This is a genomic window from Cerasibacillus quisquiliarum (genome assembly GCF_014202495.1).
Taxonomy (GTDB): Bacteria; Bacillota; Bacilli; order Bacillales; family Amphibacillaceae; genus Cerasibacillus; species Cerasibacillus quisquiliarum.
This window is the reverse complement of sequence record NZ_JACHHA010000012.1, coordinates 42,547-59,282: the sequence shown is the minus strand read 5'-3', so window position 1 is coordinate 59,282 and position 16,736 is coordinate 42,547. Positions and strand designations below refer to the sequence as shown.

Annotated in this window: 17 protein-coding genes; all 17 read left to right on the top strand. The window is 37.9% G+C overall.

Annotated features, from left to right (window positions below):
- Positions 1 to 75 precede the first annotated feature (75 nt).
- The 17 genes from rpiB to HNQ35_RS11355 all read left to right on the top strand — a co-directional run bounded on the left by rpiB (position 76) and on the right by HNQ35_RS11355 (position 16,652).
- On the top strand, positions 76 to 519 hold the full coding sequence (gene rpiB / locus HNQ35_RS11435; RefSeq protein WP_146938445.1) for a ribose 5-phosphate isomerase B: 444 nt from the start codon (positions 76 to 78) through the stop codon (positions 517 to 519).
- A 21-nt stretch (positions 520 to 540) separates the two neighbouring features.
- Positions 541 to 1,077 (top strand): TIGR01440 family protein, encoded by a 537-nt coding sequence (locus HNQ35_RS11430; protein WP_146938444.1) that lies wholly within the window; start codon positions 541 to 543, stop codon positions 1,075 to 1,077.
- Between the two features lie 51 nt (positions 1,078 to 1,128).
- Entirely contained in the window at positions 1,129 to 2,364 is a 1,236-nt protein-coding gene (glyA, locus tag HNQ35_RS11425; RefSeq protein WP_146938443.1) for a serine hydroxymethyltransferase, read from the top strand.
- A gap of 164 nt (positions 2,365 to 2,528) precedes the next feature.
- Positions 2,529 to 3,158 (top strand): uracil phosphoribosyltransferase, encoded by a 630-nt coding sequence (gene upp / locus HNQ35_RS11420; protein ID WP_146938442.1) that lies wholly within the window; start codon positions 2,529 to 2,531, stop codon positions 3,156 to 3,158.
- A 201-nt stretch (positions 3,159 to 3,359) separates the two neighbouring features.
- Positions 3,360 to 5,540, top strand: a complete 2,181-nt coding sequence (locus tag HNQ35_RS11415; protein WP_146938441.1) for a S8 family serine peptidase — start codon at positions 3,360 to 3,362, stop codon at positions 5,538 to 5,540.
- A 441-nt stretch (positions 5,541 to 5,981) separates the two neighbouring features.
- Positions 5,982 to 6,365 carry an ATP synthase subunit I gene (locus HNQ35_RS11410; RefSeq protein WP_146938440.1) on the top strand — a complete coding sequence of 128 codons (384 nt, stop codon included), beginning with the start codon at positions 5,982 to 5,984 and terminating at the stop codon, positions 6,363 to 6,365.
- 63 nt (positions 6,366 to 6,428) lie between these two features.
- Entirely contained in the window at positions 6,429 to 7,151 is a 723-nt protein-coding gene (atpB, locus tag HNQ35_RS11405) for a F0F1 ATP synthase subunit A (protein WP_146938439.1), read from the top strand.
- A 119-nt stretch (positions 7,152 to 7,270) separates the two neighbouring features.
- Complete coding sequence (atpE, locus tag HNQ35_RS11400; protein ID WP_146938438.1) at positions 7,271 to 7,483, top strand: F0F1 ATP synthase subunit C; 213 nt, start codon at positions 7,271 to 7,273, stop codon at positions 7,481 to 7,483.
- Between the two features lie 145 nt (positions 7,484 to 7,628).
- A complete protein-coding gene (locus tag HNQ35_RS11395; RefSeq protein ID WP_146938437.1) occupies positions 7,629 to 8,153 on the top strand; it encodes a F0F1 ATP synthase subunit B in 525 nt (174 codons plus the stop codon).
- Complete coding sequence (locus tag HNQ35_RS11390; protein ID WP_146938436.1) at positions 8,150 to 8,695, top strand: F0F1 ATP synthase subunit delta; 546 nt, start codon at positions 8,150 to 8,152, stop codon at positions 8,693 to 8,695. The genes HNQ35_RS11395 and HNQ35_RS11390 overlap by 4 nt, the downstream gene beginning before the upstream one ends.
- An 18-nt stretch (positions 8,696 to 8,713) precedes the next feature.
- The gene (atpA, locus tag HNQ35_RS11385) at positions 8,714 to 10,225 is read left to right on the top strand and encodes a F0F1 ATP synthase subunit alpha (RefSeq protein ID WP_146938435.1); all 1,512 of its coding nucleotides are present in this window, start codon (positions 8,714 to 8,716) and stop codon (positions 10,223 to 10,225) included.
- A gap of 111 nt (positions 10,226 to 10,336) precedes the next feature.
- Positions 10,337 to 11,200, top strand: a complete 864-nt coding sequence (gene atpG / locus HNQ35_RS11380; protein ID WP_146938434.1) for an ATP synthase F1 subunit gamma — start codon at positions 10,337 to 10,339, stop codon at positions 11,198 to 11,200.
- 41 nt (positions 11,201 to 11,241) lie between these two features.
- Complete coding sequence (gene atpD / locus HNQ35_RS11375) at positions 11,242 to 12,657, top strand: F0F1 ATP synthase subunit beta (protein ID WP_146938433.1); 1,416 nt, start codon at positions 11,242 to 11,244, stop codon at positions 12,655 to 12,657.
- Positions 12,658 to 12,771: 114 nt separating this feature from the next.
- Positions 12,772 to 13,170 (top strand): F0F1 ATP synthase subunit epsilon, encoded by a 399-nt coding sequence (locus HNQ35_RS11370; protein WP_146938432.1) that lies wholly within the window; start codon positions 12,772 to 12,774, stop codon positions 13,168 to 13,170.
- Positions 13,171 to 13,353: 183 nt separating this feature from the next.
- Positions 13,354 to 13,632: a DUF1146 family protein gene (locus tag HNQ35_RS11365; RefSeq protein WP_371862327.1), complete on the top strand. Its 279-nt coding sequence runs from the start codon at positions 13,354 to 13,356 to the stop codon at positions 13,630 to 13,632.
- A 433-nt stretch (positions 13,633 to 14,065) separates the two neighbouring features.
- Positions 14,066 to 15,370 carry a UDP-N-acetylglucosamine 1-carboxyvinyltransferase gene (gene murA / locus HNQ35_RS11360; protein ID WP_146938431.1) on the top strand — a complete coding sequence of 435 codons (1,305 nt, stop codon included), beginning with the start codon at positions 14,066 to 14,068 and terminating at the stop codon, positions 15,368 to 15,370.
- A gap of 475 nt (positions 15,371 to 15,845) precedes the next feature.
- Entirely contained in the window at positions 15,846 to 16,652 is an 807-nt protein-coding gene (locus HNQ35_RS11355) for a serine hydrolase (protein ID WP_146938429.1), read from the top strand.
- Positions 16,653 to 16,736: the final 84 nt, after the last annotated feature.

Genomic DNA, 16,736 nt, shown 5'->3' with positions numbered 1-16,736 from the left:
AAATAGCCTATAATAAAAATGAAACGTGTTATTGAACAGCGTACTTATTAAATGATAAAAAGGAGTGAAAAGTCCGTGAAAGTCATTATTTCAGGTGACCATGCTGGAATGACCCTTCGTAATGAAGTGAAGAGCTTACTCGATGAAATGAACATTGAATATGAAGATGTAGGTTGTAGCTGTGAAACATCTGTCGATTATCCAGATTACGCTCTTCCTGCAGCTGAAAGAGTAGCTAATGGAGAGTTTGACCGCGGTATTTTAATTTGTGGGACAGGAATAGGTATGTCCATTTCAGCTAATAAAGTAAAAGGCATTCGCTGTGCCCTTGTTCATGATGTGTACTCAGCTAAAGCAACACGCCAACATAATGATTCTAATATTTTGGCGATGGGAGAGCGTGTCATTGGTCCAGCTTTAGCACGCGAAATTGCAAAAACATGGCTAGAAACTGAATTTGAAGGTGGCCGCCATGAACGCCGTGTTGGAAAGATCTCAGCCTATGAATTAGGACAATAATCCACAAGCAGGTGATGAGTGATGAAGCAGTTGCAAAATGAATTGGAAATCATTGTTCAGGAGTGGGAAGAGAGCGGTATATTAAATAAAGACGATTTACTCGTTATTGGCTGCTCTACGAGTGAAGTAGCCGGTGAAAAAATTGGGACAGCAGGCAGTGAGGCGATTGCAGAAGAGATTTTTAAGGCATTGCAAACATTACGAGAAAAGACTTGTGTCCAACTCGCTTTTCAATGTTGTGAACATCTAAATCGCGCACTTGTTGTCGAGAAAGAAACAATGCAAGCATTTAATCTTGAACAAGTAACTGTCATTCCGACGCGTGATGCGGGTGGTGCAATGGCAGCATATGCTTTTAAACATTTAACAGACGCTGTTGTCGTAGAGACGATACAAGCAGATGCCGCTATGGACATAGGTGACACATTAATTGGCATGCATTTAAAACGAGTTGCTGTCCCAGTGCGTTTTAAGCAATCAACACTTGGTAAAGCACGAATTAATTATGCAAAAACACGACCTAAATTAATTGGCGGTGCACGTGCAATCTATGAATGACGACCATAAAGTGCTTTTAATCATACATACATCCAATAGGGAGGAACAATGATGGAACATGTAAAGCAAACAGATATTGAATTATATGAAGCCATTCAATTAGAAAAGAAACGTCAGCAGGAGAAGATTGAATTAATCGCATCAGAAAACTTTGTCTCTGAATCAGTGATGGAAGCAATGGGTTCTGTCTTAACGAATAAATATGCAGAAGGTTATCCAGGTCGGCGTTATTACGGTGGTTGTGAATATGTTGATATTGCCGAGAACTTAGCAAGAGATCGTGCTAAAGAGCTGTTTGACGCTGAACATGTAAACGTGCAACCACACTCTGGTGCCCAAGCAAATATGGCTGTTTATTTCACGGTTTTAGAACAAGGTGATACGGTCCTTGGAATGAACTTAAGTCATGGTGGTCATTTGACACACGGAAGCCCAGTTAATTTCAGTGGAAAATTGTACAATTTCGTTGATTACGGCGTCGATAAAGAAACAGAACAACTTGATTACGATGCTATATTAGCAAAAGCAAAAGAAGTAAAACCGAAACTCATTGTAGCTGGTGCAAGTGCTTATCCACGTCAAATTGATTTTGCTAAATTCCGTGAAATCGCCGATGAAGTCGATGCTTATCTGTTAGTTGATATGGCTCATATTGCTGGATTAGTTGCAGCTGGACTTCATCAAAATCCTGTAAAATATGCTGATTTCGTGACAACAACGACACATAAAACATTACGTGGTCCACGTGGTGGGATGATTTTATGTAAAGAAAAGTATGCTAAACAAATCGATAAAACTGTATTTCCTGGAATGCAAGGTGGTCCATTAATGCATATTATTGCTGCCAAAGCGACATCATTCAAAGAAGCGCTATCTGATGAATTTAAAGCATACTCTAAACAAATTATAAAAAATGCTAAAGTTCTTGGAGAAGCTCTAGTTGAAAAAGGTATTCGCATCGTATCTGGTGGTACGGATAACCACCTACTATTATTAGATGTCACACCACTTCATTTAACTGGAAAAGTGGCAGAAGAAGTCCTTGACGAAATCGGTATTACAACGAATAAAAACACGATTCCATTTGATACGGAAAGCCCATTTGTAACAAGTGGTATTCGTATAGGTACACCCGCTGTTACAACACGTGGCTTTAAAGAGGAAGAAATGAAAGAGATTGCAGCCATCATGGCACTTGCTCTTAAAAATCATGAAGATGAAGCGGTATTAGAAGAAGCAAAGGCTCGTGTAAAAGCATTGACAGACAAATTTCCACTATATGCGTAATCATGAAAGCAGGTGAAGAGAATCGTATATTCTCCACCTGTTTTTTTCCAATTAACCTGTCAAACACCTTTTTTACTTAATGAAAAGAGCGTCCACTTGAATCTAAATGTTTTATTCTGTAAAATTTAAGGGATGTAAAAAAATCATAAAGGAGTGCACCGCATATGGGAACATTACACGTACTTGATCATCCATTGATTCAACATAAACTAACACATATTAGGGATAAGAATACCGGTACAAAAGATTTTCGTGAACTCGTCAATGAAATCGCCATGCTAATGGCTTTTGAAATTACAAGAAATCTACCAGTAGCTGAAACAACAATAGAAACACCAGTTAAAACTGCGAAAGCAAAAGTGCTAGCTGGCAAAAAAATCGGTCTCATTCCAATCTTACGTGCTGGTCTAGGTATGGTCGACGGTATGGTCCGTCTTATTCCAGCAGCTAAAGTAGGTCACGTCGGACTATATCGTGATCCAAAGACATTAGAACCAGTAGAATATTACATAAAGTTACCATCTGACATATCAGAGCGTGAATTAATCGTCATCGATCCAATGCTTGCAACAGGTGGTTCCGCAGCTGATGCGATTCACTCCTTAAAAAAACGTGGAGCAAAGCAAATTCGTCTAATGTGTATTGTCGGTGCTCCAGAAGGTGTTAAGAAAATTCAAGAAGAGCATCCAGATGTTGATATCTATCTCGCAGCACTAGACGAAGGATTAAATGAAGAAGCGTATATTGTTCCAGGTCTTGGTGATGCTGGTGACCGTTTATTTGGTACAAAATAATATTTACAAAAAGCGATCAAAGTTGTCTCATTGACAATTGATCGCTTTTTTGTTTTTAAAGAAGCGTAAAACTCATCACCCACTTTGATCGTGAAAGCTCCTTCACACTTACATAACAAAATTCGCTCGTCTGTCGTATGATTTACCTCTTAATTCAAACACTAAAGAAAACAGCACGTTAATTTAAAAGGAGCGGTTAACATGTTTCGACTCATTTCGTTTATCTTTTTATTCGGAAGTATATTACATTTTCCAAATGATAAGAATGAACAGCCAATACAGACTGAAGATGAAGCCATTATCATAGAAACAAATGGTGAACCGAAAAAGCATAAGGAATATATCGAAACATACTATCCAGCTATTAAAGTCGTTCAAGTATACGAAAAAATATTTACCGGACTTGCTTTAAAGGCTCATCCCGACAAACTTCAGCCGATTGGTCAGCTTGAGTTTGTTAAAAATATTCATCCAGTAAAGACTTATCAATTATCGCCAGAATTAAAAGAAACGATGGTACGTATAAAACAAGAATCATTAGAAAATAACACATCGTACACAGGAAAAGGTGTAAAGATTGCAGTGATTGACACGGGGATTGATTATAAGCACCCTGACTTAAAAGCGAATTATAAAGGTGGATATGACCTTGTAGACTTAGATTCAGATCCAATGGAAACAGGAGTCAAAGAGGGCATACCGACATCACATGGAACGCATGTCGCCGGTATCATCGGTGCTAATGGTCATATAAAAGGGGTGGCACCAGACGCTGACATATATGCATATCGCGCATTAGGACCAGGCGGTGTCGGTACATCTATTCAAGTCATTGCAGCGATTGAGCATGCGATAAAAGATGATGTTGACATTATTAATTTATCATTGGGGAACACAGTTAATGGTCCAGATTATCCAACAAGTCAGGCTGTCAATAAGGCAGTTGAGTTAGGAAAGCTTGTAGTCATTGCAAATGGAAATAGTGGACCCCAATCATGGACTGTTGGTGCACCTGCAACAGCGTCAAAAGCAATTGCTGTTGGAGCTTATCAACCCGCTACTAAAACACCTTACTTATACTACTGGAAAGAGAAGAAAACAATCCCTCTACAATTATTATTAAATTCACCTCCATGGAATTTAAACAAATCTTATCCCGTTATTCATACAACTTTACAAGAAGAAATACAACTTCACGGTAAAATAGCACTTATTCCTAGGGGTGATCGTTCTTTTTATGACTTGGCTAAACAGGCAGAACAAAATGGTGCCGTAGCAGTCCTTATTTATAACAATGAACCAGGTCCATTTCAGGGAGCTTTACAAGGAAATGAACGAATAAATATTCCAGTTGCCTCTTTATCCCAACAAATAGGAGAGTGGCTAAAGGAAACAACGACTCAAGACAACTTATGGTTAGAAACTCAATATCAAACATATTCTGAACAAATTACACCATTTAGCTCACGAGGACCTGTAACAGTCAATTGGCAAATTAAACCGAATATCGTAGCACCGGGAAAGGGCATCGTTAGTACCGTTCCTAATGGATATGCAGCATACGATGGAACGAGTATGGCTGCCCCATTTATATCAGGTGTTCTAGCTTTAATGAAGGAAGCACATCCAAATTGGACAAATGAACAAATCCAAAATGCTTTATTGACAAATGCTCGACCACTGTTAACACATCGAAAACGACATATCAACCCAAGTCTCCAAGGAAATGGACTTGTACAAGTCGATAAAGCAATCGATGCTCAAACGATTATATATGAACCTTATCTAGCATTCGGAAAAACAGATGAACCAAACTTTCGTAAACAACAAACGATAACAATAGAAAATAAAACAAATAAACCAAAAACTTACTCATTCATCATACCTAAGAAAGAAAGAGGTGTCCGCTTCCAACTTCCCAAAGCTTTCATACTCCAAGGAGGCGAGAAAAAACAATTAACATTAAAACTCAATTTACAATCATTACTCGTTAAGGAAGGCATCCATGAAGGTTATATACAATTAAAAGAAGGAGAAGAAATCTATCATCTTCCATATATGTTTATTCACAAAACAGCTGATTATCCAAAGACAAGCGGATTTGAATTCACTCTTAAACCATTTGATACCGATACGTTTCTTTATCGATTATATGTCACATCAAAAGAGGTCGAAGAAGTCAATATTACTTTATATGATGCCGATAGCTTAATCTTTAAGCAGCATCTCTTAACAATCAAACCGGTTAGACAAGGCATCAATAAAGGACAATTAAACCGTCAAAAGATTAAAAAGCCTGGCTTATACCGAGCGCTCATCACACTGAGATTGACTGATGGGACATATGAAAATAGCGAAACAGAGGTTTATATCACACCATAGGCGGTTAAACTGATGGTGAAATTGCATCAAATTAACCAAAAACGTTCACAAAAATGTTACAATTAGCATGAAAGATTAATATTATAATGGAGGATAGGTGTTCTATTTTAAGTGTCATATTTTGTTTTAATATTGGCATGTTCAATGTTTACATTAGCCTCGCATATTCTACAGGATTTCTTGTGAAATATAACGAAAAAACAGTAGTACATAAAGTGGTTTAAGAAGCTCACAAACCCTACATAAAAAAATATTGATAATTGTAGGATACTGATTGACAATGCTGTTTTGCTAATGTAAACTTGCTTAGTGTGGAACGCTGAAGGTTTCGTGTTAAGATGCGATATCAGTCTTCAATAATAGGAGATGGACAAGCAGTTTCAACTTCATTCGAAGCAATATGTATGTAGCCACCGATGAATAATTGAGGAGTAGAGTTATATGACGGAATATAGAAAGATAGTCATACGACAACGAAAATGGATGCTCTACCTCCTAGCAGTCATCGTACTAGGGGCTGGATTCAGTTCTTACCACAGATTTTTCAATGGACTCGTATTAGGTACCGCATTTAGTTTCTATCATTTATGGATACTCCATCGTAATATGGAACGTTTCGGTGCTATGATCATTAACCACGGAAAAAGAGCAGGTACGGGGACATTTATCCGATTAGGAGGGGCTGCATTAGCTGCATTAATCGCATTACGCTATGAAGAATACTTTCATATCGTTGGTGTTGCAATCGGACTATGTACAGCGTATATCGTTGTTTTAATCGATTTAACGATCCACTTTATTAAGGATGATAGTCGTTCTAAGTAAACCTACGAATATGGAATAATTCTTCTCTTATGCTATAATTTTGCCTGAAAAGAGGTGATGAATGTGGATACAAAAGCACCAATCGTTGAGAATGTGTTTGGTATTTCCTGGCTTTCCTTTAACCTATCTAACGTGCTAATGATTACATTAGTATCAGTGATCATTCTTATCATTTGTATAGCAGCAACACGCAAGTTACAAATGAAGCCAACTGGTGCACAAAATGTGATGGAATGGTATGTTGATTTTATTAAAGGACTCATCGGTGACACGATGGATTGGAAAACAGGTAAAACTTTTCTGCCACTTGGTCTAACGCTCTTTTTATTCATTTTAATTAGTAACGTCATTGGGATGGTAACAGTTGTCGTCGTTGATGATTACTCCTGGTGGGGTTCTCCAACAGCAGACGCAGGAGTTACATTAGCATTAGCGTTTATGATTGTCTTGTTATCACACTTCTATGGCCTTAAACTTCGTGGAGGTAAGGAGTATGGTAAGAAATTCTTTGAACCTGTATTCTTTATGTTTCCGTTTAAAGTCATTGAAGAGTTTACAAATACGTTAACGCTTGGCTTACGTTTGTTCGGTAACATGTTTGCTGGTGGAATGTTAACAGCACTCATAATTGGAATAGGAGCAAAAAGTATCGGTGGTGCTGTTTTAGCTAGTGTGCCAATGCTCATTTGGTCAGGATATAGTTTATTTATTGCCGGAATTCAGGCGTTTATATTCACGATGTTGACGATGCTTTACATCTCACATAAAGTGGAAGCAAGTCACTAAGAATCAAGTGATTAATGAAACGAAACCTTTTTAAATCTGTGTTTTAACTTTAAGAAATAACAGTTTCTTAATGTAAAATAAAAATAAACTTAGGTAAATATAAAAGGAGGAACTTTAGAATGGGAGCTTTAGCAGCAGCAATTGCTATTGGTTTAGCAGCATTAGGAGCAGGACTTGGTATTGGATTAATTGGTGGAAGAACAGTTGAAGGGATTGCGCGTCAACCAGAATTACGTGGTCCGTTAACAATTACAATGTTAATGGCGATCGCGCTTGTTGAGGCTATTCCTATCATGGCTGTCGTTATCGCATTCATGGTACAAGGCCGATAATATTCGTTTTACTTAAAAATGTATATGGCGGGGTTCGTTTCCGAATGAATCTTCGCCATTCCTTTATGTACGACTATTATTCAGATGATTCATTTAAATACTTAAATCAAAGACCGTATGTAAGAGATTGAAAGGAGTGAATTCTGTGCATTTTTATAGTGACTTTTTGACATTAGGAGCTGTTGGAGGGCTTCGTACTGGTGATATGTTCTTTACGATTATTCTCTTTATTATTTTACTTGCATTACTTAAAAAGTTTGCATGGGGTCCATTAATGGAAACGATGGAGAAACGTGAAGAGTATGTTAAAAACGAAATTGAAATGGCAGAAAAAAGCCGCCGTGAAGCAGAAACAGCTTCTAAAGAGGCTAAAGCCCAATTAAGACAAACAAAAGAAGAAGCACAAAAGATTATTGATGAAGCTCGCAATACGGCAAAACAAGAAGAGCAGAAAATTATCGATATTGCAAGACAAGAAGCAACCCGTCTCAAAGAAGCTGCTGAAGCAGATATTCAAAATGAGAAGGAAAAAGCCATTCAAGCTTTACAAGATCAAGTTGCCTCATTATCCGTTCTTATTGCAAGCAAAGTAATTGAGAAGGAAATCAGTGCACAGGATCAAGAAAAATTGATCAATGAATATATTAAAGAGGTAGGAGAAGAGCGATGAGTGAAGCTGTAGTTGCTAATCGATATGCAGATGCTCTCTTTCAATTTGGGACTGAAAAAAATATATTAGATCAATTAGTTGACCAATTCCGTACTGTAAAAGAAGTCATCAATACAAATCAATCATTCCGTCTAGTATTGGAACATCCACAAATTTCACAAGAAAAGCAGCAACAACTGGTTGAAACTGTGTTCCAAGGAATGGATTCACATGTTATTCATACTATCAAGCTACTAGTTGAAAGAAATCGTGTTCATATCATTGGAAACATGGTTTCACGTTTAGAACAGCTTACAAACGACGCCAAAGGGATTGCTGTTGCACAAGTTTATTCCGTTCGTCAACTAACTGAAAAGGAACAACAAGATATTGCACAAGCAATCGCAAAGCGTTTTCAAAAACGAGAAGTGAAAATTAATAATATTGTAGACCCAGCGATTATCGGTGGCTTAAAAGTCCGAGTTGGTAATACAATTATAGACGGTTCAGTAAGCGGCAAATTAGAGCGACTTGAACGCCAGTTTGCAGCTCAGAACAATTGAAGATAGGGGTGAAATGGTATGAGCATCAAAGCTGAAGAAATTAGTACGTTAATTAAGCAACAAATCGAAAATTTCGATTCAAATATTGAAGTAAGTGATGTTGGAACAGTCATTGAAGTTGGTGACGGAATCGCACGTGCTTACGGTCTAGATGATGTTATGGCCGGTGAGCTTGTAGAATTTTCCAACGGCACAATGGGTATGGCACAAAACCTTGAGGAGTCTAACGTCGGTATCGTTATTCTAGGACCATACACAGATATTAAAGAAGGCGATGAAGTTCGTCGTACAGGCCGTATTATGCAAGTACCTGTTGGAGAGGAGTTATTAGGACGAGTTGTTAACCCACTCGGACAACCAATTGATGGACGTGGACCAGTAGAAACGACAAAAACACGTCCAATCGAATCGCCAGCACCAGGAGTTATGGATCGTAAATCTGTTCATGAACCATTACAAACAGGGATTAAAGCGATTGACGCTCTCGTTCCGATTGGTCGTGGCCAACGTGAATTAATTATTGGAGACCGTCAAACAGGTAAAACGACGGTTGCAGTTGATACAATTATTAATCAAAAAGATCAAGATATGATTTGTATTTATGTTGCGATTGGCCAAAAAGATTCAACAGTTCGTGGTACAGTCGAAACATTACGCCGATACGGTGCACTCGATTATACAATCGTTGTCAGTGCATCAGCATCTGACCCTGCACCATTATTGTATCTCGCACCATATGCTGGTGTATCAATGGGTGAAGAGTTCATGTATAACGGTAAACATGTCCTTGTTGTCTATGATGACCTATCAAAACAAGCGGCAGCATACCGTGAACTATCACTACTATTACGTCGTCCTCCAGGTCGTGAAGCTTTCCCTGGTGACGTATTCTACTTACACTCACGCTTACTAGAGCGTGCTGCTAAGTTAAGTGATGCCAAAGGCGGCGGTTCTTTAACAGCTTTACCATTTGTTGAAACACAAGCAGGAGATATCTCTGCTTACATTCCAACAAACGTTATCTCTATTACTGACGGACAGATTTTCTTACAATCTGACTTATTCTTCTCAGGTGTTCGTCCTGCGATTAACGCTGGATTATCAGTATCCCGTGTCGGAGGGGATGCGCAAATTAAAGCGATGAAGAAAGTTGCTGGTACACTGCGTCTAGACTTAGCCGCATATCGTGAACTTGAAGCGTTTGCTCAGTTCGGATCAGACCTTGATAAGGCAACGCAAGCGAAGTTGAACCGTGGAGAAAGAACGGTTGAAGTTCTAAAGCAAGGCTTACACAAACCATTACCAGTTGAAAACCAGGTAATGATTATTTATGCTTTAACACGCGGATTCTTAGACGATATTCCAGTAGAAGATATCCAACGCTTTGAAGCAGAATTTAACACATGGCTTGCTCACAACCGCGAAGAGTTACTCGCTAGCATTCGTGACACAGGCCAATTACCAGATGAGAAAGATTTAGATGATGCAGTAGAATCATTTAAGAAGACTTTCTTACCATCTGAAAAGTAATGTACGTGAATGAATATTACGATAGAACGGATAATGAAGGGAAGATAATGTAACTTTCCTTCACCATCCGTTATGAGAAACAGACTTCTGTTAGGAAGGATGGTGAACAGCTTGGCATCTTTAAGAGACATTAAACAACGGATTGACTCGACTGAAAAAACGAAACATATTACAAAAGCGATGGAAATGGTATCGGCATCAAAAATGAGTAAAGCAGAAGAAAACGCACGATCATTCGTTCCATATAGTGAGAAGTTACAAGAAGTTGTCGCACATATCGCTGCTCATTCAGATGCTACACATCCAATGTTACAAAAGCGTGATGTGAAAAAAACGGGCTATGTCATTGTGACATCAGACCGTGGTTTAGCAGGGGCTTACAACAGTAACATCTTAAGAACGTTTCATCAAACCGTTGAAAAACGCCACACATCAAAAGATGAATATACCATTATCGCTATCGGTCGAATTGGCTATGAATTTTGTAAAAAACGTGATTTACCAGTCGTAAAAAGCATTCTAGGCTTAGCCGATCAACCGAACTTTGCAGATATTAAAAAGCTAGCATCTGAAACCGTTCAGATGTATACAGATGAAGAAATCGATGAACTCGTTATATTTTATAACCATTATGTGAGTGCGATTTCACAAGTGGTAACTACGAAGACACTGCTTCCAATTACAGATATAGAAGCAGGTGAAACAGGTTCAGTAGAAAGTCAATACGAATATGAACCAAGTGAAGAAACAATTTTAAAAACACTTTTACCTCAATACGCAGAAAGTCTTATTTATGGGGCGTTATTGGACGGTAAAGCAAGTGAACATGCTGCGCGTATGACAGCGATGAAGAACGCTACAGATAATGCTGAAGAGCTTATTGATGATTTAACATTAGCATATAACCGCGCACGCCAAGCAGGAATTACACAAGAAATTACCGAAATTATCGGTGGAGTAGCAGCATTAGAATAACTCTATCATCGATAGTTCTAAGTTCGTTAGGAGGGAAATGGATGAGTAAAGGACATGTTACTCAAGTTATGGGACCTGTCGTTGACGTGAAATTCGATGACGACAAGTTACCTGAAATTTATAATGCATTGACTGTCCACTTTGATTCAGACAACGAAGGTGAACAAGACAAAACACTTACACTCGAAGTCGCACTTCACCTAGGAGATAATACTGTCCGTACAATTGCAATGGCATCCACTGATGGAGTAAAACGTGGTATGCCCGTAACAGACACTGGTAACCCAATTTCTGTTCCTGTTGGTGATGTCACATTAGGTCGTATTTTTAACGTATTAGGAGAAAATATTGATTTAGATGAACCATTACCAAAAGACGTAAGAAAAGATCCTATTCACCGTGAATCACCGAAATTTGAAGAATTAACAACTGAAACGGAAATTCTCGAAACGGGAATAAAAGTTGTTGACTTATTAGCACCATATATTAAAGGTGGAAAGATTGGTCTATTCGGTGGAGCAGGTGTTGGAAAAACCGTTCTTATTCAGGAATTGATTAATAACATTGCACAAGAACACGGTGGTATTTCTGTATTTGCTGGTGTTGGAGAGCGTACACGTGAAGGAAACGACCTTTATTTTGAAATGAAGGACTCAGGAGTTATCGAAAAAACAGCAATGGTTTTCGGTCAGATGAACGAACCACCAGGTGCACGTATGCGTGTTGCTTTAACTGGGTTAACAATGGCTGAATATTTCCGTGATGAAGAAGGTCAAGACGTACTCTTGTTTATTGATAACATATTCCGTTTTACACAAGCAGGTTCTGAAGTATCTGCTTTACTTGGGCGTATGCCTTCTGCGGTTGGTTATCAGCCTACACTTGCAACAGAGATGGGTCAATTACAAGAACGGATTACATCTACTAATAAAGGATCAGTTACATCCATTCAAGCAATTTATGTACCAGCGGATGACTATACAGACCCTGCTCCGGCAACGACTTTCGCACACTTAGATGCAACAACGAACCTTGATCGTAAACTTTCCGAACAAGGTATTTATCCAGCGGTTGATCCACTTGAGTCTACCTCACGTGCATTAGACCCTGAAATTGTCGGAGAAGAACACTACGAGGTCGCAACAGCTGTCCAACGTACATTACAGCGTTACCGTGAACTTCAAGATATTATCGCTATCCTTGGTATGGATGAGTTATCTGATGAAGACAAATTAACGGTTGCACGAGCACGTCGAATTCAGTTCTTCTTATCTCAGAATTTCCACGTTGCTGAACAATTTACCGGTCAGCCAGGATCATATGTCCCTGTAAAAGAAACAGTTAAAGGGTTTAAGGAAATTCTTGAGGGTAAGTATGACCATTTACCAGAAGATGCATTCCGTCTCGTTGGTCGTATAGAAGAAGTTGTAGAAAAAGCAAAGAAAATGCAACAATAAGTTTTGATATAGGGCGGAAAGGCTAATTATTGGTCCATGGTGGGGACCGATGACTGCCCCAGAAAGATGCGTACGCATCTTTCTGGACTCTTGCCTGTCTAAGGAGGGGTTTCTTTGAAAACACTAGAAGTGAGTGTTGTTACTCCTGATGGCCCAGTTTTGGAAGACAATTTCGAAATGGTTGTCTGTAAAGCTGAAAATGGTGAAATCGGTATTCTACCACAACATATACCATTAGTGACACCACTCGATATAGGCGAAGTCCGTCTAAAAAGTGGAAACGACACCAAGTTCGTCGCAGTTAATGGCGGTTTTCTCGAGGTGCGTCCAGATAAAGTTACGATATTAGCTCAATCAGCAGAAAAAGCAGAAGATATTGATGTTGCACGTGCCGAACAAGCAAAAAAACGAGCCGAAGACCGCCTTCAGTCCAAACAAGACCATATAGATTTCCAAAGGGCTGAATTGTCACTCAAACGAGCGATGAACAGATTACGAGTAGCTCAAAGATAACTAGAAGACTCTCGCTTATTGCGAGAGTCCTTTTAATTTGATTTAAAAAGGAACATTTAAATAAAATTTGTCGATATTTCCCAGGCAATAAGTTTTTATCATCTAATTATTTTCGACAAGTTTTGTCAAACATTCACGATATGTTGATGTATGTTATATTTCCTTTGACAAGTGGGCTATCAAGTGGCAAAGTACAGTTATGCTTATTATAAAACGACAGGAGAAATATACATGTTTTCAATCGGTCAAACAGCCATTATAAGTATGATTTCACATTTACTATTCATTTTTATCACATGGCGGGTGATGCAAGCTATTAAGTTCGATCCCCTTATTCGTAAGGGCCGTGTTATTGAAGCACGAATTTTCCTATTATTCATCGCAATTGCTATTGGAACAGCAGTCAGTCGTTTCTTTTTGGAGTTTTTACATTGGTCAGGAGACTTGATTTATCTTTTTTAAACATATGGATATTCTTCATTCAGTTGTAACTAAAATGAAACCATTTCTGTAAAGAAATTGTAGACAATCATAGTATATGATATGTTTGTGACATTTGTTTTAACAATTGTTTACAAAAATTTAAACTAAGTATATTAGCTTGTCTGACAACCTGATGTAATGCTATAATAAAACGTGATTGCTTTTTTATGTGAGTCAATGAAATCTTGTTGAACGAATGTTTATTTTGATTACATATATTTAAAAAAAGCAACCATTTAATTTTAATAAAAAGATGATACTGTGGTATGTAAAATACAGTTATCTCACGTTTTAATCTTGAATTTACGGGTAAGCTAAAAAAACTGAAATAAATGAAAAAGTGTCATTGGAACACCTAACTTTAATTTTGAATATGAATATAGTGAAACTGGATCTGAAGGAGACTTGACATATGGAAAAAATCATTGTAAAAGGCGGAAAAGTATTAAATGGTACCGTCAAAGTAGAAGGAGCAAAAAATGCAGTACTACCTGTTTTAGCAGCAAGCTTATTACCTAGTAAAGGAACAAGTGTTATTCATGGTGTTCCTGTATTAGCTGATGTATACACAATCAATGAAGTTCTACGTAATTTACATGCAGATGTAACGTTTGAAAATAATACGGTAACAGTAGATGCATCAAAACGGTTGCTAACGGAAGCACCGTTTGAATATGTTCGACAAATGCGTGCATCTGTCCTTGTGCTCGGGCCATTATTGTCACGCTACGGTCATGCAAAAGTAGCTATGCCAGGCGGGTGTGCAATCGGTTCAAGACCAATCGACTTGCACTTAAAAGGATTTGAAGCAATGGGAGCCGAAATTCACGTTGGAAACGGCTATGTTGAAGCGAAAGCTGATGGACGACTTAAAGGTGCTAAAATTTATTTAGATATGCCGAGTGTTGGCGCAACCGAAAACATTATTATGGCAGCTGTGTTAGCTGAAGGCCAAACGGTTATTGAGAACTGTGCTAAAGAGCCAGAAATTATCGATTTGGCAAACTTCCTCAATAAAATGGGAGCCAAAATTGTTGGTGCTGGTACCGAAACAATACGGATTGACGGTGTAGAAGAACTCCACGGTGCTGAACATACTGTTATTCCTGACCGTATTGAAGCAGGTACTTTCATGGTTGCTGCAGCGATTACTGGTGGCGATGTGTTTGTTGAGAACGCCATGAGCGAACATTTACGTCCAGTCATCGCAAAGCTTCGCGAAATGGGTGTCACTGTTCTTGAAAAAGAAAATGGTATTCGAGTCATCGGAACAGACCAACTGAAGGCGACCGATATTAAGACATTGCCATACCCTGGCTTTCCAACAGATATGCAATCGCAGATGATGGCATTAATGCTCTGTGCAGAGGGAACAAGCGTCATAACTGAAACCGTATTTGAAAATCGTTTCATGCATGTTGAAGAATTTAGACGTATGAATGCACAAATGAAAATAGAAGGTCGTAGTGTTATTATTGAAGGCCCTGTAAAACTTCAAGGAGCAGAAGTCGCCGCAACAGACCTTCGTGCAGCTGCAGCTCTCGTGTTAGCAGGACTTGCTGCTGAAAATTATACACGTGTTACAGAATTAAAACATCTTGATCGAGGATACGTCGATTTTGTCGAGAAACTCGCAGCCCTAGGTGCAGATATCGTTCGTGTAGACGACCGTAAAGTTATTAAAACTGTCACACCAAAATTTGCGGCAGAGTCATAAACATATGTTTTGCTTAGAACTTATTGCTCGTCTCACCTTATAGTATAAATATTAAATTAATGCTCACCGATATGTTTGAGCTATAGTTAATGAGATGGCTACCATCATTGAGAGATCCAATGCTGGTAGCCGTTTTTTATGATTAAACCTCCCATTCAATGTATCATCATTCCATTCATGACCAATCTTTCTAATAACAAATGTTAAGTACTTTGATATGGTGTTTAAATTCCACAGTTCATCATACATGAAACCTCAAAAATAATTATTAGAAAGACTATGTTAAACCCCACAAATATTCACAAAACACCATATAATATAAATAATTTTTATTTTAACCTTTATTTTTATCAATTTATATGGTATTATTTATAGAAAATTAGAAAACTTGATTAGGATAGGAAGTATTTTTTAGGAAGTCAATGAAAACGCTTACTTATTTAGAAAAAATTATGACTTACTTAAGGGGAAAACGATGAAAACATTAATACAACAAATTGAAAAGACCATCACAGATTCTAACGGCGAATGGGGCGTCGTCCTAGAAGATCTACAAACGAAAGAAACATGGACATACAATGAGCATGAACAGTTTCCAGCAGCAAGTATTATTAAGCTACCGATCATGGTCGCAGCATTTCAAGCGGCAGAAGATAAAATATTACGCCTAAGTGATACATATTCATTAAGTCATGACGACCTTGTAGGTGGTAGTGGTGTATTACAACATATGACACCAGGAACAAATATAACAATTCATGATTTGATTACACTCATGATTATACAAAGTGATAATACAGCTACAAATATATTAATTGATTTATTAGAAGTCGATTATATCCAAAAAATTATGGAAGATATTGGAATGCATGAAAGTGAATTTTATAACAAATTAATGATTGTTCCTGTAAAGCGTAAAGGGGCAAATACAATAACTGCTAAAGATGTGTCACACTTATTAAAACAACTTGTTCAAGGTGCACTCGTTTCCGAACATGCATGTGAACAAATGATAGAAATAATGAAAAAACAGCAGATTTCTGATGGTTTTCGTGGTAAGCTGCCTTCACAACAAACAGAAAGTATAATTGGCGCCATGCCCCAATGGCAACTTGCTAATAAAACTGGTCATATAACGAATGTTCAACATGATGCCGGAATATTTTACGTTGGATATCGCCAGCTCATTGCAACTGTTTTAATAAAAAACTTAGAGGATTATAAAGCCAACACAAGCTTGATGCAATTAGGGGAAACAATTTATCAATATTTAAGAGCATAAGTTTTCTAATAGTTGATGAAAAACAATCATATAAAACATTCATTTTATAAATAACTAAGATTAATGAAGTTTAAATATTAAAGA

Bases quoted from the DNA above. Each gene is read 5' to 3' on its own strand.
- HNQ35_RS11430 (WP_146938444.1), top strand. From the start codon at position 541: ATGAAGCAGTTGCAAAATGAATTGGAAATCATTGTTCAGGAGTGGGAA.
- glyA (WP_146938443.1), top strand. From the start codon at position 1,129: ATGGAACATGTAAAGCAAACAGATATTGAATTATATGAAGCCATTCAA.
- upp (WP_146938442.1), top strand. From the start codon at position 2,529: ATGGGAACATTACACGTACTTGATCATCCATTGATTCAACATAAACTA.
- HNQ35_RS11415 (WP_146938441.1), top strand. From the start codon at position 3,360: ATGTTTCGACTCATTTCGTTTATCTTTTTATTCGGAAGTATATTACAT.
- HNQ35_RS11410 (WP_146938440.1), top strand. From the start codon at position 5,982: ATGACGGAATATAGAAAGATAGTCATACGACAACGAAAATGGATGCTC.
- atpE (WP_146938438.1), top strand. From the start codon at position 7,271: ATGGGAGCTTTAGCAGCAGCAATTGCTATTGGTTTAGCAGCATTAGGA.
- HNQ35_RS11390 (WP_146938436.1), top strand. From the start codon at position 8,150: ATGAGTGAAGCTGTAGTTGCTAATCGATATGCAGATGCTCTCTTTCAA.
- atpA (WP_146938435.1), top strand. From the start codon at position 8,714: ATGAGCATCAAAGCTGAAGAAATTAGTACGTTAATTAAGCAACAAATC.
- atpD (WP_146938433.1), top strand. From the start codon at position 11,242: ATGAGTAAAGGACATGTTACTCAAGTTATGGGACCTGTCGTTGACGTG.
- murA (WP_146938431.1), top strand. From the start codon at position 14,066: ATGGAAAAAATCATTGTAAAAGGCGGAAAAGTATTAAATGGTACCGTC.
- HNQ35_RS11355 (WP_146938429.1), top strand. From the start codon at position 15,846: ATGAAAACATTAATACAACAAATTGAAAAGACCATCACAGATTCTAAC.